This window comes from Tepidibacillus infernus (genome assembly GCF_048898065.1).
GTDB classification, from domain to species: domain Bacteria; phylum Bacillota; class Bacilli; order Tepidibacillales; family Tepidibacillaceae; genus Tepidibacillus_B; species Tepidibacillus_B infernus.
The window spans coordinates 2,404,786-2,428,135 of the sequence record NZ_JBLWFI010000001.1 but is presented as its reverse complement, the minus strand read 5'-3'; the positions used below and the strand labels follow the sequence as shown (position 1 = coordinate 2,428,135).

Genomic DNA, 23,350 nt, shown 5'->3' with positions numbered 1-23,350 from the left:
GTCCTTCAACCCCTTTTTTGAAAAAACTGCTTTAAATAAAAAAACTCCTATCCAGCTTGGGACGGGAGTTTATACTCACGCGGTACCACCCAAATTCCTATGCATTAAGCATAGGCTCTTTTAAGTGTCATTCGACATAGTATCATTTCTCCAGGACCATCTTCATTCATCCCAACATACTGGTTCTCAGCCTTCCCAGCTCTCTGTGAAAGTGGTGATGAATTACTCATCCCTTCATTGATTTTCCTTATTTTTTTGTTATTATCGCTCATTATATCATTTTCTTTCCCAAAATATACATAATTCCATTCATCGTGTCAATAGTTGAAATTGGGATAAAATCGACTTCTCTTTTAACAAATCTTCCGGGAAAAAAATTTTATGTTCTGTTTTCCTTTTCCCTGTAATGACGGCAATAATATCTGATTTTGTCGAAATCTCAATGGTCTCTCCTTGTCGATTTAAAAGATATATTGGCGACATTTCTTTTTTATCGCCAGGTCGATAAATGTCATATGATAAGTCAGATGGTGAATCAAGTTCTAAATAGTAGGTAGGATCAATGTTATTTTTATGAAAAAATTCAAGGATAGCTTCTAGTTTAGATTGATCATTAGGGTTAAAATCTATGTATTGAAATAATCTTCGATGTAAAAACCGTTCTGTCAAGTCCGCTAGAATCTGATCCTTTTCTTGACTCCAAAAATAAAACAGAGTAAAAAACATAGGTTCATCTAGAATAAGATAATCATCAACATGAAGCTGTCCTTGGAATAATCGTACGATGGGAGGAAAGAGAGTTGAAAAGGTATATCCCTCTTCAAAAAGGTTTTTTGCCCTAAGGAAAATTTTTCTTAGTAGAATTTCCCCGCTTCTCGTTACCGGATGAAAATAAACTTGCCAGTACATCTGATATCTAGACATCAAATAATCTTCAACACTATGCATTCCGCTTTCTTTTACTACAAGTCTTCCTTGATATGGCCTAAGTACCCTTAAGATTCTCTCCAAATCATAAAACCCGTAATTAACTCCTGTATAATAGGCATCCCTTAATAAATAATCCATTCGATCCGCATCCAATTGACTCGAGATTAAATCCATCACAATAGGTTTCTCGTATTTTTTGTTAATGACATCAACTACACGAAAGGGAAATGTTGAATCAATTTGGCGAAGAAAAGAATTAATTTCAGTTTCACCTAAAATTAAACTTTTGGACCATTCCTCATGATTCGTGTTTAATACCTTTTCTATTGAATGGGAAAAAGGACCGTGGCCTACATCATGGAGTAGTGCCGCTACTAAAGAAATAAGTCTCTCCTCTTTTGGCCACTCTATATATTGGTTTCGTTCAAAACGAGAAATAATTTTCCGAGTGATTTCGTAGACACCTAACGAATGCGAAAACCGGCTATGTTCAGCTCCATGAAAAGTAAAGTAAGTAGTCCCTAGTTGGCGAATCCGACGTAATCTTTGAAATTCCTTTGTATCAATTAAATTCCATATTAAACGATCTTGAACATAGATGTACTGGTGGACTGGATCTTTAAATACTTTTTCTTCATCCATCCTCAAATCCATCACCTCTTTATTCATGATTAAGAAAATAACAAAAAATTTTACAAAAAATGCAAAAATGTATTGACTGTTTTGGCAATCCTTGGTATTCTATGTTTATAGAAATTTTGTCGAAATATGACGATATTATCCTTAATTTAAAAAATTGATAAAGGAGGGTAACAAAATGTTAAAATCTACAGGTATTGTCCGCAAGGTAGACGAGTTAGGTCGTGTAGTTATTCCAATTGAATTACGTAGAACATTAGGAATTAGTGAAAAGGACGCTTTAGAAATCTACGTAGATGGCGAACGCATTATTCTAAAAAAATACGAACCAGCTTGCATCTTCTGTGGAAATGCAGAGAATGTATTCCATTTTAAAAACAAAATTGTATGTAGTGAATGCTTAAGCGAAATGCCAAACGCACAAAATTAAATGAAGGCGAAAACAAAAGCTTCGACCATAAAAGAAGCTTTTGTTTTTTTTAGCTTATGTTTTATAGTTTATGGTATTGTTGGTATACTTCCCTCTTGTTAAGATTACGATCTTTTGCGGTTAATTTGATCGCCTCCTTTGGTTGTTTATCTTGTTTTATGTAATGTTCCACATGCTCAAGAATGGATAAGGATTGCCACCATTGATTAGTTTCCCTCTCTATTTCCTTTCCACTAGAACCTTGAATAATAAGGGTCAATTCTCCTTTTGGAGGATGTTCTTCTACATATTGCATCACTTCGAAAACAGTTCCTCTTATAAATTCTTCGTGCTTTTTTGTTAATTCTCGAATAAGTACTAGATTTCGATCACCTAAACCCGCAAGAATCATTTTTAAGGTCTTCTCAATTCGGTGTGGTGCTTCATAGATAATCAAAGTTTCCTGGTAAGATTTTATTTGTTCAAGCTGCTGGGATAAAACCTTTTTTTCTTTAGATAGGAAACCTAAAAAAACAAATCGCTGCGTAGGTAACCCAGAGGCGATTAGCCCCGTTAATGCTGCATTAGCCCCTGGAATCGGGATCACCGGTATCCCTCTTTCTACACTAGATCTAACTAACTCATAGCCTGGATCTGAAATAGCTGGCATACCTGCATCACTAACTAAAGCAATATTTCTTCCCTTTTCCAATAATTGAAGAAGTTCAGCACCACTGGATTCCTTATTATGTTCATGATAACTATACAGCTTTTTTTGAATCTGAAAGTGATTTAATAGTTTTATCGTTTGCCTTGTATCTTCTGCAGCGATTAAGTCTACCTCGGATAAGATCTGAATAGCACGATAGGTCATATCTTGCAGATTACCTATCGGTGTTCCTACTAAATAGAGACATCCCTTTTGAGGTTCAACCTTATAGCTTTTCTGGATATTCATTGATTAACCCTTCTTTAATTAACATTTCTTTTTGCTTTCGATTTAATTTTTTTATTTCTAATTCGCGTTTTAAACCCCAAGATTTACTATCTCCTTTTTCATAGTATATCAAACGCACAGGAAGCCGACTCCTTGTATATTTTGATGCTTTTCCTTCTTGATGCTTCGCTAATCTCCGTTTAATGTCAGTCGTATAGCCAGTATAAAAACTATGATCGCCACACTGAAGAATATAAACATAATGATCCTTTTTCACATTCATTTCCCATCACCGAAATAAATCTGCTGAATTTCTTTTTCATATTTTCCATCTTCAGCATAAACAATCAGTGGTGGTAAAATGTGCAATTCTTTTCCCCCGAACTTTGTTGCTTCAACTAATACCATATTAGCCTCTTTCTGCAAAGAAGGGTGAACAAATCGTATCCTTTTTGGTTCTAATTTTTCTTCTCGCAATGTTGTGATAATATCTCCTAATCTTGATGGTCGATGAACCATCGCAAGCCTTCCCCCTGTTTTTAATAACTGAGCACTTGTATTTATCACTGCTTTTAAATTCGTAGTAATTTCATGACGTGCGATCGCAAAATGTTCATTTATATTATGATCCTGTCCATTTATAGGCATATAAGGAGGATTGACTGTTACTAAATCAAAGGTTTCTTTTCCAAAATACCTAGGAGCTTCTTTTAAATCTCCATGGTGTATTCTTATCTGTCCCTCTAAATGATTGATTTGCACGCTCCTATTGGCCATATCGACTAACTTTTCTTGAATTTCCACTCCATATATCTCTGTTTTGGTTTTTGTAGACATCAATAAAGGAATAACACCTGTCCCAGTGCAAAGATCAATGATCTTCCCTTTCTTTGGGATCGTTGTAAAATGAGCTAATAGGACTGCATCCATTGAGAAAGCAAATATATCTTTACTTTGGATAATCTTTAAATCATTATTTAACAAATCATCTAGCCTTTCCATTTCCTTCACCTACAAAAAAGACTCTCTAATGATGAGAGTCGTTAAGATTTACTTAAAAATGATAAGCAAAAGAGGCAATCTCCTTCAGTTCTCAGGCTTCCATAATGAAGGTTACAGACATGAAACCCCTCATGATATAAACGAGCTAAATTGTCATATCCCTCGCCAATCCTAGTCTTTTCTTTCACAGTCTTTTCTGATGGATCAGATGATGGATATTTTTCCTCCAGCCTCTGACGTAATTGCTCATTCTCGATGTGTAAATGATGATTTTCTTCTAAAAGGGTGACAATTTTTTGTTTTAAAAGTCCCAATTCTTGGTATAATTCCCCGACTTTTTCTTCAATCTCAGCTACCTGTGAAAAAATCTCTTTTTTTTCCACAATATCAACCCCAAATAATTTAAAATTCAAATTCCCCCACTACAACATCGTCTAAAGCCATTACTTCTACATTCTGTGTTGCACTAATCTCTACTTGTACTTTGCGTTCTAAAATATTAAGCCCAACTACTCGACCTAGCCCTAGCGGGGTCATTACTTTACTTCCTATATCAGGAAGTTCTTCTTTGCCACTCTCATAGTTATCATTCTCATACTTAAGACAACACATCAATCGGCCACATAATCCAGATATTTTAGTCGGATTTAATGATAGGTTTTGATCCTTGGCCATTTTTATAGATACTGGTTCAAAGTCTCCCAAAAAAGATGAGCAACAGAGAATTCGACCACATGGACCAATTCCCCCTAGCATTTTAGCCTCATCCCTAACTCCAATTTGTCTTAACTCAATTCGGGTTCTGAAAACAGCGGCTAAATCTTTGACCAATTCTCGGAAATCTATTCTTCCGTCAGCTGTAAAATAAAAAATGATTTTATTCCGATCAAATGTATATTCTACATCGACTAATTTCATCTCTAGTTCATGTTTTACAATTTTATCATAACAGACTTGAAAAGCCTCTTTGGCATCTATTTTATTTTGCTCTACTTGTAGTGCGTCCTCGGTATTAGCAATTCGCATCACTTTCTTAAGGGGTAGAACAACATCCTCGTCTCCAACGGTTTTTCTTCCTATTACAACCTGACCATATTCAATTCCCCGCGCAGTTTCTACAATCACAAACTGGTCTTTTTCTACTGACAAATCCTCAGGATCAAAGTAATAGATTTTTCCCGCCTTTTTAAATCGAACACCTACTACAGAATACAAAAATAAATCCCTCCTATAAAGACAAGACCATCTTTTCTAAAGCAAGTTGCGGGTTTACATGTGAAGACAGAGTTCTTTTTGTTGCTAAGATCAATTCAATGTGCTCTATGATTTGATCTTCTGAACCATGTAATGCCTGCATCCTAAGCTGGTCATAATAATCTCTGTATATAATTAAATCCTTGCGTTTAAGTCTTATATTTAAGATATCGCGATACCATAGTATTAGTAAATCAAGAAATTGTGGTAAATGTTCTTTTATATAGTCACTTTGCATGATTTTGTCATTGATTGATAGTAATACTTGATATTTCCTAGAAGTCATATCCTCGCTCCATTGTATCACTAGATTTCTCATTTGCGCAAACTCTTCTGTGCTTAAAAGAGTTCTTACCTCATCTAAATTTTGAGTAAGGTGGGTAGAAAGTATGATTTCACTTTTTCTAAATCCCTCTTGCTCTAGAATTTTGACAATGCTATTTGGATCAAGTTGTGCAAACTGAACGATCTGGCATCTTGAACGAATCGTTGATAGCAGTTGGTGGATATTTTCCGTTATGAGTATCGCTACTGTTGGTGAATTAGGTTCTTCTAAGAATTTCAATAAACGATTCGCAGCCTGAGGTGTCATTTGTTCTGCTTGTTCGATCATGTAAACTTTAACTTTTGATTCCATTGATTTATAATGATATTCTTTTTGTAATTGACGAATTTGCTCTATTTTGATTGATTGGCCTTCTGGACTAATCCTTACAACATCAGGATGATTATCATGTTCGATACGAATACAATTTGAACAATGGCCGCAAGCATCTGAAGAATTAACTGTACAATTCAATGCTTTGGCAAATTCTATGGCCATCTTTTTTTTCCCTACACCTTTTATCCCTGTAAAAATATAAGCATGAGAAACTCGTTGTTTTTTAATACTATTGCTTAGTAATTCAGCAATCCTGTTTTGACCTAATACATCATACAAGGACATTTCCTTCATCCTAACTTTTTAATCTTTCACCTTAATAATACAAGTTAATTAATAATCCTTTAATATCACCAATTTTATCTAAGATATCAATTTGTTTTTCCTCTTTATCTAATGCTATTTTGGTAAGTTCTAATAATTTTTTGTCGATCTCTCTAATGATTTTATATCTTCTACTTCTCCCGTGGTAATCATAACTTAATTGTTCATCTAAATGAATAGCTGAATGTATGATTTCATCCATAAACCGTTTAATTAATTGTTTGTATGCTTTTATATCTTTTAAATTTCTTGATAAGGCAATCTTTTTCCCTGTTTCATCAATTTCCACTAGCAATTTGGTTAACATTTCTTTAGAATATTGCTTATTTTGTGAGTGCATCAAATCAGAAAAACTCTGTTGCATGGCTTGCGCATCTACATTTAGACGGTTACTCGCTCTATAGGTGGTCGATTTTTGTATCCCCTTATCGATTTTCATAGACTTTTCCCTTTAAAACTGATGGAATGTTTCAATTGGTAAGACGAATACTGTAGCTCCACCTACTTGCACTTCTACAGGATAAGGTACATAGGAATCAGCATTCCCTCCTAATGGAGATACCGGAGAAACCAATTGTTCCCTTGATTTACAATTTTCTTTGATAATTTTTAATACATGGTCAACCTTTTCATTTTCTACACCGATAAAAAAAGTAGTATTACCTGCCTTTAAAAACCCTCCTGTACTGGCTAATTTGGTCGCTCTAAAATTTTCTTTTACTAACGCATTAGATAATCGGTGGCTATCCTTATCCTGCACAATCGCAATAACCAATTTCATTTCTATTCCTCCTTCTTTTTAAGTATTTTTATAAAATCTTCTTTAATCACCTGAAATATTCCTTCTTTTGCTTGATCTGCTTCTACTTTTAATATACGTTTTGGATCTTCATCTGCCAATGTTAAAAACCCATGATAGACACGCCTATGATATTCAAGTTGCTTCTGTTCAATTCGATCTAAGCCATTTCCAAATTCCCCTACTCCTCTGTTCATTAACCTACTTTTTGAAACCTCTGGTTTAATATCTAAAAGATAAGTCCGGTCAGGCCACAAATGTGAGGTAGCAAAAAGATTGATAAGTTGAACGGTTTGACGCTCAATTCCTAAGCCATATGCTTGATATGCAATACTAGCATCGATATACCGATCACATAGAACGATCTTCCCCTCGTTCAAAGCTGGAATGATCTTTTCTTGTACTAATTGCGCTCTTGACGCAGCATACAGTAATACTTCTGTCTGATCTTTTAATTCTTTATGTTCAGGATGAAGAATAATATGTCTAATCTGATCACTGATAAAAGTCCCACCAGGCTCTCTCGTTGTCACCACATCATAACCCTTACTTATTAGATAATCAGCTAAAAGATGAAGTTGGGTCGTTTTTCCTGCTCCATCAGGACCTTCAAAGCTTACGAAAATACCTTTCAAATTGGTTTCCTCCAAATCATTTTCCTTCTAATACTTTGATATTTTTCAATTGATGGTCTAAAACACCTTGAAATTTTGCCCCTTGATTTTTTAATGCAATCAGGTAATTTATCATTTCTTGAGTCATTTCTTCACCTAATTGTACCACTGGAATTCCAGGAGGGTAAGGGATAACCATTTCCGCAGCAATTTTCCCAGCAGCTTGTTCTAAAGGTACAGTGGTAGATCTACCATATAATATTTGTTCTAAAGAAACCTTACTTTCATTAAACTTATTTTTGGGATAATCAGTGAAAGTCTTTGTAAAATCCTTCTCGTTGCTTTTTTTGGATAATAATGGGAGTTGTTGTTCAATCTCTTTTAATACGATCAATAAACGTTTTAAATCATCTATTGTTGTTCCATAACTAGTAATTAACAATGTATTGAATAAGTCAGATAGTTCTGGATAAATCCCCTTTTCCTCTAGCAATTCTTGAATAACAAAGCCTGATATATTCCCTATTATGCCATGGATAATCAATTTCAATGGATCCTGATAGTAGTAACTAGCGATTCGATGATGTAACCTAATAGATTGAAAGGAATGAGTCTGTTCTAAAAACCAATCTAATCCTTGTAAAATTTCTTTCCATAATGTTTCTCCATGTTCTTCTATCCCTTGTCTTGCCAAATCTAAAGAGGCCATAATTGGATAAGATGGACTAGAACTTTGAACCATGGAAAGGAAAAATTTTAAACGGTCAATCTCTATCAATGTCCCTTTAACATGGAGCATAGAACCCATTGTCATCGCAGACAACATTTTATGTGTCGATTGTACAACAACATCTGCCCCCATTTGTATAGCAGACTTGGGGAAATCAGGATGAAAACCAAAATGTGCCCCATGAGCTTCATCAACTAAAACAGGTATCTGATAAAGATGAGCTAGATTAATAATTTCTGTCAAATCAATACCAATCCCATAATAATTTGGATTCATTAAAAAGATCGCTTTTGCATCTGAATGGTTCTTAAGAACTTCTTTCAAAGTATGAAGTGAGATGCTTCCTGGTATACCTAATGAGGGAATCATTTCGCTGTCAATATAAACAGGTACTGCTCTTGCTAATATCATTCCATGAATAACAGATTTATGAACATTTCTTTGAACAATGATTTTGTCCCCCGGCTGGCAAGTCGCAAGGATCATGGCTAGATTTCCAGCTGTACTTCCGTTGACGAGAAAAAACGTTTGATCTGCTTTAAATAATGAGGCTGCTTTTTTCTCTGCTTCTAAAATGACCCCATTAGGTTGGTGCAGATCGTCTAACCCTGAAATTTCAGTCATATCGATTTTTAACAGGTCTTGGAAAACTTTTTTCCCAAAAGAAGGAAATCCTTGCCCCGTTTTATGACCTGGTACATGAAAAGATACCGGATTACTCTGATAGTGAGATAACAACTTTTCAAATAATGGAGCCTTTACTTTGCTCATATTAACTCCTTTGATATCAATGTGAATATCTATTCTTGTCATTATTTTATCATAAAAAAGGCAGAAACTGATTACCAAGTCTCCGCCTATCACCCATTATTTATCCAGACTTTTTTCATTTGTTGGATAAAAAAGGGATATTTCTCATCACTTACATCTGTATGAACAATCTCTTCTTCACAATGACTACAAATAAATCCACTATGAATCTTAATTCCTTTCTTTTTTCTTCGCCCACACATGATACATATATAAGTACTTGTTTTAACTTTTGTATCCAATAGTGCATGCCTCCTCTACTCTCTTTTGCACAATTATTTCCATGAAATCTTAGATTATACATATTTCACCCTTCCTTTTGAAATATACGTCCATTTTAACGCCTTCATTTCATCGATCTCGAAAAGGTTCAAAGGGTCAATGATTATTTTTTTAGAAACATAGTTTCCCAAACGTTGCAATGAAATGGTGGAGATTACATTTAAGCTACTTAAAAATAAGATCAAATCTGTTTGTTGAGCAGCTTGATAAAGGTCACTGATGTATTCAATTTTAGGAGATACAATTCTCTTATGAATTTTATGAGAGATGGGAGTAAAGACCATAATCTGCTGAAAAGGCAAGTGAGTTAACCTAACTAATATATCCTCATTGTATCCATATACAGTAACCCTATTGATAGAATGTACTCTTTTTAATTCTACAATTTGTTGAATAGGCCACATGAAATCCTCTTTTATCTTTTTATATATTAAACGTACAAACAAGTTTGGTTTTTTTTCTATTCTTTGTAATAAGATTAAAGTTTGGATCAACTTTTTTGTCTGTTCTTCATGATAAGGTGGAAAGTAATCATATTCAGGGATCATTTTTAAACCTTTTTTAAGTACTTCAACATCTACCTTTTGCTCTACGGCTATCTGCTCTAAATCTAAGATAAACGCTTTTCTGAATGCATAATAAAAATCTAAAGCAATAGAAATAAGCTCCGTCTCCTTGCAACTTGTAAACAAAAAGGGGATGTTTAATTTAGCTATTTCCCTTCTAAATTTTCTCGTCATCGAACCATTGGATTTTCCCCCTAATAGGAAAAAATTGGGTTGTTTCTGATTGCTTTGGAAAAAAAAAGAGAGCATTGGCAATACAGCCACTTCAATTTTTTTCCCCTTCCTCTGTAACCAATGATAAATATGGTTTGCCATCCCAATCTCTATAGGAGAACTTAAAATAAGCAAACCATTTGTATGATGATCACTCCATTTCTTTATATAGGAAAGAAGCTGTTGTTTCTCCGTTAGATGTAGCATTAAAATGGAAGATTCTTTTAAAAAAAGTGTAAGGAGTTCTTGATTGACTATTTCTGTATTTTGATACTTCATATTAAACAGGTTGATTTGCAAATGAGATAAAATATCATTCTTTAGCATTTCATCTAAATTGATATGGTCTTCATCTTTAACTAATATACCTATCGATAGCTTTTCCTTACCGTTTTTCATGTTTGCGATTGGCACTTTGACTTGATTCATGGTGAAACTTCTTTTCTCCTTTCTATGATGTCAAGAAAATATTGTATCGTGTCTTTAAAAAAAATGAGTGAACGAACCACTCAATTTAAGATAAAATATAAAAAAGAGTAAAAAGGATAAGGAGATTGTTAATGGACGATCGAATTGTTTTCAATTATCAGCTCCTCTTTCGTTTTCGTAGAAAACCCATATGGTTAACCTTATACTTAACCATGTTATTTGAAGGATTACTGACAACAATTCTGATGGTAACCTACATCGCATGGGCAGAGATGTTTCTTTTGCTGATGATCTACTATCTTCTCTACCTTTTTTGGGGTATATGGTATCTACATTTTTTTAAAAAAGGGATCAAATTAAGGTTCCCTTATCTTCCTTGGTTTGGCTTAACCCCTGCTAAGATGTTAACGTTACATGAATACTATCAATTTGAATTAAGTTATCTTTTTATAGGTTGCTTTTCTTCCATATGGTTTATTCTTTGGTTTCCTAGTTTTTCTATATTATTTTCAATTATTTTTGTATTATCCTTATTTATATTTCGCTTATTTCTTTTCATTAAAGTAACTCTACTTAAAAATAGTAATATCCTTATCAAGTATGAGCCTTTTGGGATCTCCGTATATAAAACAGATTGAATACAATAAAGCCGAATGAAAGGAATTATCTCATAATTGAACAAAAAAAAAAATTGAATCAGAAATAAAAGAAGTAAGAGCAGTGAGGAGCTAACCAAAGGGTTAGCTCCTTAAGTTTGTTTATCAGAGAATGATAAGCCATTTGATGATTGCCAAAGCTAATACGCCTGGTATTCCTAACACCCCACTTATGACCGCCGTGATTGGATTTAATGGGATTTGAAAAGCTATAAGTTGTCCGATTAAATTAAAAAGAAAGATTAATAAAGCGCCAATCGCAACCCGAATAAGGGCAAACCATCCCCATTTGAGTAATCTTAACAAAGTTTGTCCAAAAAATACGACAATCGTAAGGCCAACAATTAGGATTAAAAACCACCAGCCTAAACCTAAGCCAACCATATTTGACCCCTCCTCTGCTTCCCTTTTTCTAACCTATAAACCATTTTCACTCATCCATTGTTTATATTTGTTTAAAAGGTACATATATCTTCTTTCGGCTGCTTGGATATAAAATGCTGAAAAATCAATTGCATCTGGATGTTCTGCGTATTCAAATTGCATGAGTGCTCGTTTCCATTCATCTTTTGCTTCTTGTATTTCATCCAACAGTTCCTTGTTTTTTTTAGCTATGTCCATATCGGCCCCTCCTTCTCCTATTACATATATAGATGAGAAAGAGGATGAATATGCTATTGAATTAAATAGATAAATGTAGAAATGCTATTCATTAAAATATGAAACATAATAGGAGGCCATAAACTATTAAAATAAACTTTTAGCCAACTTAATACCATCCCAATCACAAATAAAGGTGCTAATAATGAAAGATCAACATGAATGAGAGCAAACAATAATGCGGTTAGGATCATCCCAACCCATTTTCCCAGCTTTCGATGAATAATGGTTTGTATAAGACCTCTGAACATAATTTCTTCTGCAATCGGCACCAATAAACCAATCATTAAAATTTCAAAAATAGAACCTAACCAACCATTTTGACTAGCGCCTAAAATTTCTTGAGAAATTTGCTCTTCCCGCCATGATACCAATTCCAAATCAAATAGTTTAGCTATCGGTTCTGTAACTAAAAGATCAATAAATAATCCAATAGAAAGATAGATAACAATAATAAAAATAAGTGCCTTAAACCAAGAAAAGCCTGTTTGCAACCCAATCCCTTGTCTTTTATGAAATACAGTCAAAAGAAATGCGAATAACATAAATATATGGGCAATAAAAGGCTCAAATAATAAATATATTTGATTTTCTAACATGTAGCTCGGTATAAAAAATGAAACGAAATAAAAGATACCCAGAAGGGATTGCGACCAACCAATAAACCTTAAAAAATCCCTACCTCTATAGATTCTGCTTCCCATGAACTGGGATTGCATACGGAGAGAGGTAGGAATAAAGAAAAATGAAGGTAAAATAGTTAATATCAGAGACAACAATAATAGGATATGATGAAATGATTGGTAATATTGCTCTGCTAAAATCTCTATACGCCAGTTATCATCATTAGTTGGGATAAACTCTAAAGTGGAATATTGCAAAATAATCCCTAAAATAAAACCCAAAAGCAATAAAATGGCCAAAAAGTTTTCTATTTTGTCTAATTTTCCTTTACGATGGTCAATCATAGGATTTATAGATAATTCTGTCACTCGCTCACCTCCTGATTATTTTACATACAAAAGAAAAGACAGGAAAAACCTGCCTTTTTATATTTTAATTTTGACTTAAAAGATTCACAACTCTCTTCTTCCCTCAAGCGCCTTTGTTAAGGTAACCTCATCTGCATATTCCAGATCGCCACCTACAGGTAATCCATGGGCAATTCGAGTAACCTTTAAGCCAAATGGTTTAACTAGCTTAGATAGATACATTGCTGTTGCCTCCCCTTCTATGTTAGGGTTAGTAGCCAAAATTAATTCTTTTACTTGTTCATCCCCTAATCGAACCAATAATTCTTTTACTTTTAATTCTTCAGGCCCAATGCCTTCCATTGGAGAAATAACCCCATTGAGAACATGGTACATTCCATTGAATTCTCTCGTCCTCTCCATCGCGATAACATCTTTAGGATCTTGAACAACGCAAATGACAGACCGATCTCTTGTTTTATCTTGGCAGATATGACAAGGATCTACATCTGTAATATTCTGGCAAACAGAACAATAATGTAAGTCTTTTTTAACATGTACTAAAGCTTTTGCTAAATCTAATACATCTTGTTCTTGCATGGTTATCGCATAAAATGCTAAACGTTGTGCTGTCTTTGGGCCTATACCTGGAAGCTTTGAAAACCCATCAATCAATTTTGCTATAGGCTCTGGATAGTAATATTGCATAAGTACTCCTTTTTCCTAGAAAATTCCTGGAATATTTAAACCGCTGGTATATTTCCCTAAATCCTGTGCGATTAATTGATCAGCTTGCTTTAATGCATCATTAATCGCAGTCATCACCAAATCTTGAAGCATTTCGATATCATCAGGGTCAACTACCTCTTGTTTGATTTCAATACTAACAATCTCTTTGTGACCATTAGCCACAACTGTCACCATTCCTCCACCAGCACTGGATTGCACCGTTTTATTTTTCAATTCCTCTTGCGCTTTCTCCATTTGCTGTTGCATTTTTTTAACTTGTTTCATCATTTGATTCATATTTTTCATTTCTTTCGTCCTCCTAATCTTTGATTACAATTAAATCCTCTCCAAAAAGCTCAATCGCTTTCTTTACGATTTCATCATCTTCATCAGAATCTCCCTGTTCTTCCTGTAGGGATTGAGTACCTTCATCTTGGTTTTCTTCCAGGAAACGTTGCCAATCTTTTTGCATGATATTATAAATATGAAAAGGCTGACCTAAAACATCTAGAATGATCTGCTCAATTAATTGACGATGTGAAGGCTTATCTGTTGTATCGCGATGCATCATGTTTTTAAAAGAAATAACAATAGTGTCAGAAGAGATCGCAACTGGCTCCCCATCTACGAGCCAAGCATGTACCGTAATTTTCCTCTGTTTTACAGTCTGTAAAATTTTGGGCCACACTTGTAATAGCTTTTGATATCGTTCTTCTGAAAAAGAAGATTTCCATTGCAATAGACGTTTAACAACTTGCCCATTTGTTGGATGATGTAGCGAAGGTGTTATAGGTCTATGATCAACCTTTACTGTTTCAATAGCCTCTGCTTGGTGAATATGCTCTAGCTTACTTTCCAATTCTTTTATTTTGCTTTTTAATTCATCTAGTTCTTTACTATTTAACTGTCCGTCTTGATTTTGATGAGAGGTAGATACCTTAACTAAAGCTAGTTCTAAAATGATTTGTGATTGATTCGTCCATTTCATTTCATTTAAATATTGATTTAGCGTTTCAATCGTTTGGAATAACTGTTCATTGCTATAACTGTTTGCCACTTGGGGAAATTGATCATCAATCAATGGCTTTTCTTTGATTTGTTCAAGTGATGGTGCTGATTTATAGAGTAATAAGTCACGATAATAAAATAATAAATCTTCAAGTAATTTTTCTGGATCTTTTCCCTCTTGTAGTAATTGAGAAACTTGTTGTAATACATTTGTTGTTTCCCTTTTAAGAATACTTGCGGCTAACCGTGAAAATTCCTGATATGAAACTCTGCCAGTTACCCTTAACACATCTTCAACTGTAATTTCATCCCCACTAAATGCTAAAACCTGATCAAGAAGACTTAAAGCATCACGCATTCCACCCTCAGATTGCAAGGCTATCAACGATAAGGCTTCTTTTGTAATCTGATATCCTTTATCGTCAGAAATATAACTTAGTCTTCTAACCATCGCCTCGACAGAAACTCTTCTAAAATCGAATCGTTGACATCTTGAAATGATGGTTAGAGGCAATTTATGGGGTTCAGTTGTTGCCAAAATAAAGATAACGTGGCTAGGGGGCTCCTCCAATGTTTTTAATAAAGCATTAAATGCTTCTGTAGTTAACATATGAACTTCATCAATAATATAAACCTTGTACCTTGCCTCAGTAGGTGCAAACTTTACTTTTTCCCGAAGGTCTCTGATTTCCTCAACACCACGGTTAGAAGCAGCATCAATCTCCACTACATCCATATTAAAGCCCTTTGTGATACCTATACATGTTTTACATTGATTACAAGGTTCTTCTCTAGGCCCTAATTCACAGTTTACTGCCTTAGCAAAAATTTTTGCTGTACTTGTCTTTCCCGTTCCTCTTGGGCCACTAAAAAGGTAAGCATGGGAAAATCGGTTTTCTCTTAGTGCATTTTGAAGGGTTTGGGTTATATGTTCTTGACCTATAACGTCTTCAAATGTTTGAGGACGCCAAGCACGATATAACGCTAAATAGGCCATCTTCTACACCTCAATTTTTTATTATCTCATTCATTATACAAGTAAATATCGATCTTTTCAAAAGAAAAACCCTCGCTTTAAGCAAGGGAAATACTTTTAATGAAAAGGAAGGGAAATTTGGAAGGTTGTACCGAACCCTTTTGTTGAGACACGAATAGATCCACCTAGATCATGTATGATTTTTTGGCAAATAGAGAGACCTAATCCCGTACCTGTAGGCTTCGTTGTAAAAAATGGCTCAAATATTTTATCTGCTATATAATTGGGAATTCCTGGACCGTTATCATGAATCGCAATCTCAACCCTTTTATTTTCCTCATCTATTTTTGTAGAAATATTCAATATTCCTCCCTCTGACATTGCCTCGATTCCATTTTTAGAGACGTTTAGAAAGACTTGTTTTAATAATTCAGAATCCGCAATAACCAGAGGTAAGGATTCCGTTAAATCATAGTTTACTTCAATACCATGTAATAAACCCTCATTTTGAATAATAGGATAAAGTTGTTTTAATACTGTATTGATATCAAGCGCTTGATAAATCACATCTTTAGGCTTACTTAATAATAGGATTTCATTTACCAATTTATTGATTCGTTCAATCTCTGATAACATGATATCAGTATATTCTATTTCATTATTAAGCTGATTTTTTACCAAAACTGTTTTTAATATTTGTAAAAAGCCTTTGATGGACGTTAGGGGATTTCTTATTTCATGCGCAGTTCCGGCAGCGATTTGTCCGATTGTTGCCAACCGGTCACTTTGCCTAACCTGTTGTTCCAAAGACCTTAAATTAGTAACATCTTTAAAAATAACATAGGCTCCGACAATATGCCCCGTTTCATCCCTAATAATATTTGAATCGACTAAAAGGTCAAACTTTTGCTGGTTACTTGACCAAGCGATTGCCTGATTTTTTACAGTAATTCCATTTAATAATGTACGTTGTACAATTCGATGTTCATCAGGAACATCAAAAAATACCTCGTCAATCGATTTATTGACCACTTCATTCTTTGAAACATTTAATAACTTACAAGCTAAAGAACTAATCTCTACGATATGAAAAGATTGGTCAATCACAATAAGGCCAATATTAATATCTGATACAAAGTTTTCTGCAAAACGGGATACTAAGCTGGGATATCTTTCTTTGTGAATATCCAAAAAGGCGATTGCATACATTTTTGTTCCCTGCTTGTTTTCCCAAACCAAAACTTTACTATAACATGGTTTTCCATTGACATCCTTCCATGATAATCTTAAAGAATTTTCAGATCGGAACTTAGAAAGCTTCTTAATGAATTCCTCTGCTGTTCCTTCAAAATAAAGAAGTTTAGAAAAGGGTTGATTTAGAAGTTCTTCTTCACTATAGTAAGTAGCATGAAGTAAAATTGGGTTGATCGCCTTAATTAATCCATTTCCATCAATAATTAAATAGCCAATTGGAGATTCGTGTATATATTGGAGGAAATTCTCCCCATTCATATGTAATTTGAAATTTACATCCTTCATTCAATCCCCCCTTTTTATTTACTAATTCGACCTCACCTATTTAAAATCCTTCTTTTTCCAAAGTGATACTTTTCTGATATAAGGGGACAAAAAAACACCTATCAAAAGGTGTAATTGATTGATTATATATTAAAGCCGTGCACCTATTATTGAACATCCCATCCAAGCGAACTCATGTAGTTAGCTCAAGCTAGGCAACCCCACAACACACGAAAAATTCCACTTACCGCTGCTTCCTTCCGGACCTGACGGGGTTCATGGGTTTCCGTTGCGTAGGACCCAACTGTCAACACCACTTGCATAAGTCAGACCTTACATGGAGATGCCCGCTAATAGGAATTCAACCCCGCTATAGCGGATTGCGGGTTACAGGGCACCGCTACCTCCCCATCTAGCACGACAAACTTGTTATTAAAATTTAGTGACCTTTAAAAGGTGCATATTTTATTATAACGATTCCTTCTGCTTTATTCAAGTGGAAATCAATGACTTAGGAGACAAATAAAACCTCTCATTAATTGGAGGTTTCGGTTATCATATGTAACTATGGCGGAGAGGGTGGGATTTGAACCCACGGTACGGCTAATACCGTACAACGGTTTTCGAGACCGTCACCTTAAGCCACTCGGACACCTCTCCACTAACTTTGATATTTTAGCATCTTCATAAATTAATTTCAATAGGTAGAACAATTTACCATTTCCCAAAAAATTGTGCAATTAGAATCCCTATACCTAAAATCCACACGTAAATAGAGAAAACCTTTAAAGAACCTTTTTGAATAACCCTCAACATCCACTTTATGGCATAATAACCGGACAAAGCAGCTGATAAAGTTGCAACTATAAGGGGAATCACCCCAATTGCATGGAGAGACTCTATCTCTTTACCACTGAATAATTTTAAACCTTGTAACACCACAGCACCTAAAATAGCAGGAATAGAAATTAAAAAGGAAAACCGAGCTGCTGTTTCTTTTTCGATACCACGGTATAAAGCTCCAGCAATGGTTAATCCTGACCTTGAAATCGCTGGTAAAATCGCTGCACCTTGCAAGGTCCCGATAATAAGGGCATCTTTATATTGGATATGGTCTATCTTCTTATGTCCTCTTTTCTTCGCAGTCTCAGCAAGCCATAAAATAAAACCAGTAAATAAAAATTCCCAGCCAACTGTAACCCCAGTTTTTGAAATTTCCTCAAAAAAATCTTCAAAGGTTAAGCCTATGATTGCGGTTGGAATCGTCCCTACTATAATTAAAAGTGCTAATTTACTAAATGGTTTTCTTAGTAATTGAATGATATCATCCCAAAAAACAACAAAAACGGCAACTAATGTTCCAAAATGTAACATTGTATCTAAAAATAAACCTGCTTCAGATAAGCCAAACAGATTCCTTGCCAGTAACAAATGGCCTGTAGAACTAACAGGTAAAAACTCTGTTAATCCCTGAATAATCCCAAGTATGATCGCCCTAATAAGCTCCTCCATAATTCCCCTCCAAGCCAACAAATAATACTTTTTCATCATACCTTATCTTATATATAAGGGACAAGAGGTTATGATTTAGAATCTTCTTTTCCTTTTCTTAAGTTTTTGAAAAAGATTTTTAAAAGATGGGCAGATTCTTCTTCTAAAACACCTGATTCAATAGAAACTTGATGGTTAAATCGTTCATCATTTAACAAATTTAATAATGATCCGGCTGCCCCTGCTTTAAGATCCTTTGCTCCATAAACGACTCGATCAACCCTAGACTGAATCAATGCTCCTGCACACATCTGACAAGGTTCTAGCGTTACATATAAGGTACAACCATGTAAACGCCAACCGCCAAGTCTTTTACTTGCTTCTCTTATCGCAATGATTTCTGCATGAGCAGTAGGATCTTTTAACGTTTCCCTTAAATTATGTCCCTTCGCAATGATTGTGCCATCTTTAACAATCACCGCTCCTATTGGAACTTCTCCCAAGACTTCAGCCTTTTTTGCTTCAAGTAAAGCTTCTTTCATATATCCAATATCAGAATCAAGCATAGAATAGACACCTAACTTTCTATATGTGGCTAACCATAATATTTTATAATCGTATACACTTTGCCAAAAATTCGTCAATATCTTTTGAACACTTTGTGAACTAATGAACAAAATTGTTGTATTCTTCTTCGTTTCGTTTTATTCTTAGATCAAGAAGAAAATAATTCTTCTAAAAGCTAACTTGCTTAGCTTGCCTTAACTAAGGCCGCCTTACCTTCACATATACTTACTCCATCCTTTTGGGAGAAAGCTCCTAGACCAGCTTTTTCCCAATTTTTTTTGTTTCTAAACTCTATTCACTCCATATTGTAAATCTTTTTTTAAAAAATAAAAATCCTGTTACTTTTTATACCAAAACGCCGAATTTTTTCGGCGTTTTTTTTGAATATTCCATAAGCTAAGACCTTCAGAAATGATCTTCTCTCCTTAAACTTTATTCATAGAAGGGCACGGATGACGGAGTGTGATGGAATATACAAACCTTTTCTTAATTGATTGGGAAATAATTTTTAATTTTTGGAAATACTTAATATATTATTTTACTCATATGCATGATGTCGTACAATGTAAGTTGTTCGACATTATTTATTAAAATACGACTCGATTAGATAATTTTTTCATATTATACCCCATAAAAATAATATTGGCTACGAAAATATATAACTTAATTGTATCTAGCAACTAAAGGATGTCTTTTAAGTAGTCTTCCACGAAATCAGGCGCTGCTTTTTTCATTTGTTCTACGGTATGTAGATAACGTTGGGTGGTAGTGATCTGGGCATGTCCAAGGGTCTCCTGAACTTGTTGCAATGAAGCTCCATGAAGTAGAGCTAGCGTAGCATTAGTATGCCGTAACCAATGAGGAGATACTTTTTTCTGTATGTTGCTTTGTTCACGAGCTTTTTGAATAATACGCTCAACTTGTCTAACCGTGAGAGGGAAAATTCGTTGATCCGGGTCTTGAGATTTTCCTTGTAGTTGAAAGTGAAGAGACAACATGTTCCACAATGTTTGCGGCACTTTAACTTCACGCTGTTTTCCTCCCTTCCCCTCCAACACTGTAAGCCACATAGATGTTTCCGTCGGATCGGAATGAAAATGTCCCCATTGAATAGAAACTAGTTCAGACACTCGCAGTCCCAATAAGATAAGGCTGATACCAATTAGATAATCACGTTCTCCTTGTTTTTTTAGTTGGTGCAACAGGTAAGTAACCTCTCTTTTGGTCAGATAGTGATTTTTGCTATTAATCGGCACTTTAGGTGTATGTACAGAGGTGGTCGGATTATGAGAAAAAACGCCGATATTGGAATCACTTCCCCATTTATATAGGGATCGCAACGGAGCGATGAGACTGGCTACGGCGGCAGGAGCTAGAGGTTTGCAACTCTTGCTCAAAAACCCTTGCTCTAAGGCAATCTTATACATTTCAATTTCCCGCCATGTCACTTGACGCAATGGTTTGAAAGTAATAAATTGACGGAACTGGTCAATAGCTCGGCTGTAGTTCCGACGTGTGTACTGAGAACGATGGCATGTTGTGGTTAAGAACATGCTGATGATTTGTTCATCTGAATATTCCTGGATGCGATCAATGTAATTGATCTTAGGTGTCATGATTTTTTGAGGCAGCATTACTTGTTTTTCCTCCTTGTTTTTGTCGAACAACTTACATTGTACGACATCCACAAAGATTATTTATACAAAATTTGAAATTATTTAGGAGTTTTAACAAATGAGAAAAAAGATTTTTTTGCTAACCCTATTTAAAAGAATCTTATTAATAAGAATAAATTATCTAGGTATGAAGGTGGAAAAATACTTTGATCAGGAAAAAAGCTTCACACACCCAAAAGTTTATAAACTAAGCGCTAAATTAGATAAATATATTGTCCTATTTCAAAAGATAAAACAATAGTATTTATTTATTTCAGAAAGTGTGAGCTAGATGGAAATTAGTAATGAATTTAAAAAAAGGATTGCTACAACAAATCAAATTAAAGTATTAGAAGAAGAAATAAAGATCATTTTTCGCATTTTAAATAGTGAATATTGTCATTCAGAACAAAGATTAGAATTATGGATGAAAATAGACTTAATTGAAGAAAGGTTAAAACAGATAAAAGAAAAAAATTGTCATTTACCAACAAAAAAACAAGGATAAGGAGAAAACCCTTAACCCTTGTTGTAGTTATATTTTCAAATGGTGTGCCCGAGAGGATTCGAACCTCCGACCTGCAGTTTAGGAAACTGTTAGTGTTATTAAGAAAATGAAAAATCCTTGTACTCCAACGGTTTAACGTAATAATTTGTCCCATTTATTATTATATCCTCTTACGGTCTAATTATAAAGGGTGTATTTTATTAAAATAAAATCAAAAGATAATAACAAAAAAGAGCAATCTCCTGTAGACTGCTCCTCATGTGATTTGGTTTATTGGTGAATATTTTAGATGGGAATTTTTTATATGCTCTTTGTTACTGGTAACATATCTGATTGTTGTTTGAACATTTTTATGGTTCAATAGTTCCTTGAGTTCAAAAATATCTCCGCCATTTTTTATGTAAGAAGTGGCAAAATAATGCCTAAACATATGCGGTGATAATGTTGATTCTAATCCAGCTATTTCTGAATATTTTTTAAGGGCTTTCCTAAAAGCGTCCAATTGATATTTTTCACCGGTTTTTACATTTACGAATAAATAATTATCTTCTTTAAAATTATATTTTTTATTTTCTTTAATGAGTGCTTCCAGCGATGATATAAAATATTTTGTGTAAGCTCTTGGCGAAATAAATAAAGTAGGATATCCTCGGAATTGACGAGATTCCATAACGTGAGGAGATACCCTACTATGTCATCTAGTATAACGAATTCCGAGCTCTCTATTCAACTAGAAAATATTATAAGCGACTTCATTAAAGAAAAAATTGAACTCATCATGAAAGAAGAAATAAACAACTTTCTTAAGGTCGAAAGACCTGATCTTGAAGATAGTAAAAATGGGTACTATCATCGATCACTAGATACTCGATATGGTCGTATTGAGAACCTTACAGTTCCACGTGATCGTATGGGTGAATTTCAAACTCAAGTCTTCGAACCCTATCAACGCCGAGATGGATGGCTTGAAGATGCCATTATTAAGATGTATCAAAGTGGCATGAGCACACGTGAAATTGGTAAGTTTATCGAGAAAATCCTAGGTTCTTCTTACTCACCAACGACCGTTAGTAATATTACGAATATCGTTCTCGAAGACATTGAACAGTGGCAAAAACGAACACTGAATAAAAGGTACTCAGTTTTATATCTAGATGGTATTTACACTAAAGTTCGCCGCGACGTAGTTGCGAAAGAAGTTATTTATCTAGTTGTTGGAGTTAACGAAGACGGATTTCGGGAAGTTCTTGGTTTCTATGTCGGTGGTAACGAAAGTTCTTTGGGCTGGCAAGAAATCCTCCAGGACCTATATAAGCGCGGATTAAAAGAAATTCTTCTTGGCGTATTTGATGGACTTGCTGGTTTAGAAGAAGCCTTCAAATCCGTATATCCTAAAGCGGACGTGCAAAGATGCGTTGTTCATAAGGTGAGAAATACCCTAAACCATGCACGTAAAAAAGACCAAGCAGAGATTGCTGAGGATCTTAAAACAGTATATCGTTCGAACACGATGCAAGAAGCACTCAACCAATTTGAGCAATTTCGAGAGAAATGGAATAAAAGATATCCAAAAGAAGTTCAATCGTGGGATAACGATTTATCTGTATTACTCACATTTCTAAACTACCCAACCTCTATTCGAAGTGTAATTTATACGACAAATTGGATTGAGCGAACAAACAAAGATATTCGTAAGCGTCTAAGACCAATGAACAGTCTTCCAGATATAAAAGCAGTAGAGAAAATTGTTTATCTAACGATCCAAAATTTAAATGCTGATTACAAACTATGTTTAAACAACGATATGAGGGCTAACTCCCCCAAATACTTTTTTTAAAAATACATGAGCAATTTTTATTAACACTAAACTATTCTTGTCTGAATATTCAATCTATTTAAAGCAAAAAAATAATACAGGAAATTCTGATGGATATCCAGCACGGAATTACACAAAATTCTTGACACTACCAAAAATTTCTAAAAAGAGAAAAAATTAAAATTTTTAATAGATT

Annotated in this window: 28 protein-coding genes, 1 tRNA gene, 1 other RNA gene, 1 pseudogene and 1 other annotated feature; of the genes and pseudogenes, 5 read left to right on the top strand and 26 right to left on the bottom strand. The window is 34.5% G+C overall.

The features are described from left to right. Nucleotides 1-54 precede the first annotated feature (54 nt). Nucleotides 55-247 (bottom strand) — a binding site (T-box leader). Between the two features lie 62 nt (nt 248-309). Beyond that, nucleotides 310-1,584, bottom strand: coding sequence for an HD domain-containing protein (locus TEPIDINF_RS12175; protein WP_421692100.1), 1,275 nt, complete (start codon nt 1,582-1,584; stop codon nt 310-312). A gap of 163 nt (nt 1,585-1,747) precedes the next feature. Between TEPIDINF_RS12175 and TEPIDINF_RS12170 the strand changes: the two genes are divergently transcribed. After that, nucleotides 1,748-1,999, top strand: coding sequence for an AbrB/MazE/SpoVT family DNA-binding domain-containing protein (locus TEPIDINF_RS12170; RefSeq protein ID WP_068727028.1), 252 nt, complete (start codon nt 1,748-1,750; stop codon nt 1,997-1,999). 61 nt (nt 2,000-2,060) lie between these two features. Here TEPIDINF_RS12170 and rsmI read toward each other — a convergent pair whose 3' ends face one another. The 12 genes from rsmI to TEPIDINF_RS12110 all read right to left on the bottom strand — a co-directional run bounded on the left by rsmI (nt 2,061) and on the right by TEPIDINF_RS12110 (nt 10,599). Continuing rightward, entirely contained in the window at nt 2,061-2,936 is an 876-nt protein-coding gene (gene rsmI / locus TEPIDINF_RS12165; RefSeq protein WP_421692099.1) for a 16S rRNA (cytidine(1402)-2'-O)-methyltransferase, read from the bottom strand. Then, the gene (locus TEPIDINF_RS12160; protein WP_068727024.1) at nt 2,914-3,198 is read right to left on the bottom strand and encodes a GIY-YIG nuclease family protein; all 285 of its coding nucleotides are present in this window, start codon (nt 3,196-3,198) and stop codon (nt 2,914-2,916) included. Before TEPIDINF_RS12160 ends, rsmI begins: the two co-directional genes overlap by 23 nt. Continuing rightward, nucleotides 3,195-3,917, bottom strand: a complete 723-nt coding sequence (locus TEPIDINF_RS12155) for a tRNA1(Val) (adenine(37)-N6)-methyltransferase (RefSeq protein ID WP_421692098.1) — start codon at nt 3,915-3,917, stop codon at nt 3,195-3,197. Before TEPIDINF_RS12155 ends, TEPIDINF_RS12160 begins: the two co-directional genes overlap by 4 nt. A gap of 41 nt (nt 3,918-3,958) precedes the next feature. Next, the gene (gene yabA / locus TEPIDINF_RS12150) at nt 3,959-4,300 is read right to left on the bottom strand and encodes a DNA replication initiation control protein YabA (RefSeq protein WP_068727704.1); all 342 of its coding nucleotides are present in this window, start codon (nt 4,298-4,300) and stop codon (nt 3,959-3,961) included. Between the two features lie 19 nt (nt 4,301-4,319). Further along, on the bottom strand, nt 4,320-5,132 hold the full coding sequence (locus TEPIDINF_RS12145) for a PSP1 domain-containing protein (protein WP_069797889.1): 813 nt from the start codon (nt 5,130-5,132) through the stop codon (nt 4,320-4,322). 13 nt (nt 5,133-5,145) lie between these two features. Next, entirely contained in the window at nt 5,146-6,117 is a 972-nt protein-coding gene (gene holB / locus TEPIDINF_RS12140; RefSeq protein ID WP_068727017.1) for a DNA polymerase III subunit delta', read from the bottom strand. A gap of 31 nt (nt 6,118-6,148) precedes the next feature. Then, a complete protein-coding gene (locus tag TEPIDINF_RS12135) occupies nt 6,149-6,595 on the bottom strand; it encodes a YaaR family protein (RefSeq protein ID WP_421692097.1) in 447 nt (148 codons plus the stop codon). Nucleotides 6,596-6,607: 12 nt separating this feature from the next. Beyond that, nucleotides 6,608-6,937, bottom strand: a complete 330-nt coding sequence (locus tag TEPIDINF_RS12130) for a cyclic-di-AMP receptor (protein ID WP_068727013.1) — start codon at nt 6,935-6,937, stop codon at nt 6,608-6,610. 2 nt (nt 6,938-6,939) lie between these two features. Continuing rightward, nucleotides 6,940-7,590, bottom strand: a complete 651-nt coding sequence (tmk, locus tag TEPIDINF_RS12125) for a dTMP kinase (RefSeq protein ID WP_068727702.1) — start codon at nt 7,588-7,590, stop codon at nt 6,940-6,942. Nucleotides 7,591-7,606: 16 nt separating this feature from the next. Next, a complete protein-coding gene (locus TEPIDINF_RS12120; RefSeq protein WP_068727010.1) occupies nt 7,607-9,070 on the bottom strand; it encodes an aminotransferase class I/II-fold pyridoxal phosphate-dependent enzyme in 1,464 nt (487 codons plus the stop codon). An 89-nt stretch (nt 9,071-9,159) separates the two neighbouring features. After that, nucleotides 9,160-9,351 (bottom strand): sigma factor G inhibitor Gin, encoded by a 192-nt coding sequence (locus TEPIDINF_RS12115; protein WP_308789529.1) that lies wholly within the window; start codon nt 9,349-9,351, stop codon nt 9,160-9,162. 54 nt (nt 9,352-9,405) lie between these two features. Beyond that, complete coding sequence (locus TEPIDINF_RS12110; RefSeq protein ID WP_421692096.1) at nt 9,406-10,599, bottom strand: hypothetical protein; 1,194 nt, start codon at nt 10,597-10,599, stop codon at nt 9,406-9,408. 131 nt (nt 10,600-10,730) lie between these two features. Between TEPIDINF_RS12110 and TEPIDINF_RS12105 the strand changes: the two genes are divergently transcribed. Next, on the top strand, nt 10,731-11,237 hold the full coding sequence (locus tag TEPIDINF_RS12105) for a hypothetical protein (RefSeq protein ID WP_421692095.1): 507 nt from the start codon (nt 10,731-10,733) through the stop codon (nt 11,235-11,237). 123 nt (nt 11,238-11,360) lie between these two features. Here TEPIDINF_RS12105 and TEPIDINF_RS12100 read toward each other — a convergent pair whose 3' ends face one another. The 12 genes from TEPIDINF_RS12100 to TEPIDINF_RS12045 form a co-directional block, all read right to left on the bottom strand. Further along, nucleotides 11,361-11,639 (bottom strand): pro-sigmaK processing inhibitor BofA family protein, encoded by a 279-nt coding sequence (locus TEPIDINF_RS12100; protein ID WP_068727000.1) that lies wholly within the window; start codon nt 11,637-11,639, stop codon nt 11,361-11,363. Nucleotides 11,640-11,672: 33 nt separating this feature from the next. Then, the gene (locus TEPIDINF_RS12095) at nt 11,673-11,876 is read right to left on the bottom strand and encodes a DUF2508 family protein (protein WP_069797879.1); all 204 of its coding nucleotides are present in this window, start codon (nt 11,874-11,876) and stop codon (nt 11,673-11,675) included. Nucleotides 11,877-11,929: 53 nt separating this feature from the next. Further along, nucleotides 11,930-12,907 carry a CPBP family intramembrane glutamic endopeptidase gene (locus TEPIDINF_RS12090; RefSeq protein WP_421692094.1) on the bottom strand — a complete coding sequence of 326 codons (978 nt, stop codon included), beginning with the start codon at nt 12,905-12,907 and terminating at the stop codon, nt 11,930-11,932. Nucleotides 12,908-12,991: 84 nt separating this feature from the next. Next, on the bottom strand, nt 12,992-13,594 hold the full coding sequence (gene recR / locus TEPIDINF_RS12085) for a recombination mediator RecR (RefSeq protein ID WP_068726996.1): 603 nt from the start codon (nt 13,592-13,594) through the stop codon (nt 12,992-12,994). A gap of 15 nt (nt 13,595-13,609) precedes the next feature. Further along, the gene (locus tag TEPIDINF_RS12080) at nt 13,610-13,921 is read right to left on the bottom strand and encodes a YbaB/EbfC family nucleoid-associated protein (RefSeq protein WP_421692093.1); all 312 of its coding nucleotides are present in this window, start codon (nt 13,919-13,921) and stop codon (nt 13,610-13,612) included. Between the two features lie 13 nt (nt 13,922-13,934). Beyond that, nucleotides 13,935-15,620: a DNA polymerase III subunit gamma/tau gene (dnaX, locus tag TEPIDINF_RS12075; RefSeq protein WP_421692092.1), complete on the bottom strand. Its 1,686-nt coding sequence runs from the start codon at nt 15,618-15,620 to the stop codon at nt 13,935-13,937. Nucleotides 15,621-15,716: 96 nt separating this feature from the next. Then, nucleotides 15,717-17,138 carry an ATP-binding protein gene (locus TEPIDINF_RS12070; protein ID WP_082732539.1) on the bottom strand — a complete coding sequence of 474 codons (1,422 nt, stop codon included), beginning with the start codon at nt 17,136-17,138 and terminating at the stop codon, nt 15,717-15,719. A gap of 135 nt (nt 17,139-17,273) precedes the next feature. Beyond that, an RNA gene (gene ffs, locus TEPIDINF_RS12065) (signal recognition particle sRNA large type) lies at nt 17,274-17,538 on the bottom strand. A 147-nt stretch (nt 17,539-17,685) separates the two neighbouring features. Further along, a tRNA-Ser gene (locus tag TEPIDINF_RS12060) sits at nt 17,686-17,777 on the bottom strand. A gap of 54 nt (nt 17,778-17,831) precedes the next feature. Further along, on the bottom strand, nt 17,832-18,629 hold the full coding sequence (locus TEPIDINF_RS12055) for an undecaprenyl-diphosphate phosphatase (RefSeq protein WP_421692091.1): 798 nt from the start codon (nt 18,627-18,629) through the stop codon (nt 17,832-17,834). A 68-nt stretch (nt 18,630-18,697) separates the two neighbouring features. Then, complete coding sequence (gene tadA, locus TEPIDINF_RS12050) at nt 18,698-19,174, bottom strand: tRNA adenosine(34) deaminase TadA (protein WP_068726987.1); 477 nt, start codon at nt 19,172-19,174, stop codon at nt 18,698-18,700. A gap of 681 nt (nt 19,175-19,855) precedes the next feature. After that, nucleotides 19,856-20,809 (bottom strand): tyrosine-type recombinase/integrase, encoded by a 954-nt coding sequence (locus tag TEPIDINF_RS12045; protein WP_421692090.1) that lies wholly within the window; start codon nt 20,807-20,809, stop codon nt 19,856-19,858. A 100-nt stretch (nt 20,810-20,909) separates the two neighbouring features. Between TEPIDINF_RS12045 and TEPIDINF_RS12040 the strand changes: the two genes are divergently transcribed. Next, on the top strand, nt 20,910-21,092 hold the full coding sequence (locus TEPIDINF_RS12040; protein ID WP_421692089.1) for an aspartyl-phosphate phosphatase Spo0E family protein: 183 nt from the start codon (nt 20,910-20,912) through the stop codon (nt 21,090-21,092). Nucleotides 21,093-21,122: 30 nt separating this feature from the next. Next, complete coding sequence (locus TEPIDINF_RS12035) at nt 21,123-21,338, top strand: hypothetical protein (protein WP_069797869.1); 216 nt, start codon at nt 21,123-21,125, stop codon at nt 21,336-21,338. 256 nt (nt 21,339-21,594) lie between these two features. Here TEPIDINF_RS12035 and TEPIDINF_RS12030 read toward each other — a convergent pair whose 3' ends face one another. Next, on the bottom strand, nt 21,595-22,008 hold the full coding sequence (locus TEPIDINF_RS12030) for a tyrosine-type recombinase/integrase (RefSeq protein ID WP_421692088.1): 414 nt from the start codon (nt 22,006-22,008) through the stop codon (nt 21,595-21,597). A 21-nt stretch (nt 22,009-22,029) separates the two neighbouring features. Between TEPIDINF_RS12030 and TEPIDINF_RS12025 the strand changes: the two are divergent. Further along, nucleotides 22,030-23,153: pseudogene (locus TEPIDINF_RS12025) on the top strand (IS256 family transposase). Nucleotides 23,154-23,350: the final 197 nt, after the last annotated feature.

Excerpts from the sequence above, each read along its gene's own strand:
- TEPIDINF_RS12175 (WP_421692100.1), bottom strand. The coding sequence starts at position 1,584 with ATGGATTTGAGGATGGATGAAGAAAAAGTATTTAAAGATCCAGTCCAC.
- TEPIDINF_RS12170 (WP_068727028.1), top strand. The coding sequence starts at position 1,748 with ATGTTAAAATCTACAGGTATTGTCCGCAAGGTAGACGAGTTAGGTCGT.
- rsmI (WP_421692099.1), bottom strand. The coding sequence starts at position 2,936 with ATGAATATCCAGAAAAGCTATAAGGTTGAACCTCAAAAGGGATGTCTC.
- TEPIDINF_RS12160 (WP_068727024.1), bottom strand. The coding sequence starts at position 3,198 with ATGAATGTGAAAAAGGATCATTATGTTTATATTCTTCAGTGTGGCGAT.
- TEPIDINF_RS12155 (WP_421692098.1), bottom strand. The coding sequence starts at position 3,917 with ATGGAAAGGCTAGATGATTTGTTAAATAATGATTTAAAGATTATCCAA.
- holB (WP_068727017.1), bottom strand. The coding sequence starts at position 6,117 with ATGTCCTTGTATGATGTATTAGGTCAAAACAGGATTGCTGAATTACTA.
- TEPIDINF_RS12135 (WP_421692097.1), bottom strand. The coding sequence starts at position 6,595 with ATGAAAATCGATAAGGGGATACAAAAATCGACCACCTATAGAGCGAGT.
- TEPIDINF_RS12130 (WP_068727013.1), bottom strand. The coding sequence starts at position 6,937 with ATGAAATTGGTTATTGCGATTGTGCAGGATAAGGATAGCCACCGATTA.
- TEPIDINF_RS12120 (WP_068727010.1), bottom strand. The coding sequence starts at position 9,070 with ATGAGCAAAGTAAAGGCTCCATTATTTGAAAAGTTGTTATCTCACTAT.
- TEPIDINF_RS12110 (WP_421692096.1), bottom strand. The coding sequence starts at position 10,599 with ATGAATCAAGTCAAAGTGCCAATCGCAAACATGAAAAACGGTAAGGAA.
- TEPIDINF_RS12105 (WP_421692095.1), top strand. The coding sequence starts at position 10,731 with ATGGACGATCGAATTGTTTTCAATTATCAGCTCCTCTTTCGTTTTCGT.
- TEPIDINF_RS12100 (WP_068727000.1), bottom strand. The coding sequence starts at position 11,639 with ATGGTTGGCTTAGGTTTAGGCTGGTGGTTTTTAATCCTAATTGTTGGC.
- TEPIDINF_RS12095 (WP_069797879.1), bottom strand. The coding sequence starts at position 11,876 with ATGGACATAGCTAAAAAAAACAAGGAACTGTTGGATGAAATACAAGAA.
- recR (WP_068726996.1), bottom strand. The coding sequence starts at position 13,594 with ATGCAATATTACTATCCAGAGCCTATAGCAAAATTGATTGATGGGTTT.
- TEPIDINF_RS12080 (WP_421692093.1), bottom strand. The coding sequence starts at position 13,921 with ATGAAAAATATGAATCAAATGATGAAACAAGTTAAAAAAATGCAACAG.
- dnaX (WP_421692092.1), bottom strand. The coding sequence starts at position 15,620 with ATGGCCTATTTAGCGTTATATCGTGCTTGGCGTCCTCAAACATTTGAA.
- TEPIDINF_RS12070 (WP_082732539.1), bottom strand. The coding sequence starts at position 17,138 with ATGAAGGATGTAAATTTCAAATTACATATGAATGGGGAGAATTTCCTC.
- TEPIDINF_RS12055 (WP_421692091.1), bottom strand. The coding sequence starts at position 18,629 with ATGGAGGAGCTTATTAGGGCGATCATACTTGGGATTATTCAGGGATTA.
- tadA (WP_068726987.1), bottom strand. The coding sequence starts at position 19,174 with ATGCTTGATTCTGATATTGGATATATGAAAGAAGCTTTACTTGAAGCA.
- TEPIDINF_RS12045 (WP_421692090.1), bottom strand. The coding sequence starts at position 20,809 with ATGCTGCCTCAAAAAATCATGACACCTAAGATCAATTACATTGATCGC.
- TEPIDINF_RS12040 (WP_421692089.1), top strand. The coding sequence starts at position 20,910 with ATGAGAAAAAAGATTTTTTTGCTAACCCTATTTAAAAGAATCTTATTA.
- TEPIDINF_RS12035 (WP_069797869.1), top strand. The coding sequence starts at position 21,123 with ATGGAAATTAGTAATGAATTTAAAAAAAGGATTGCTACAACAAATCAA.
- TEPIDINF_RS12030 (WP_421692088.1), bottom strand. The coding sequence starts at position 22,008 with ATGGAATCTCGTCAATTCCGAGGATATCCTACTTTATTTATTTCGCCA.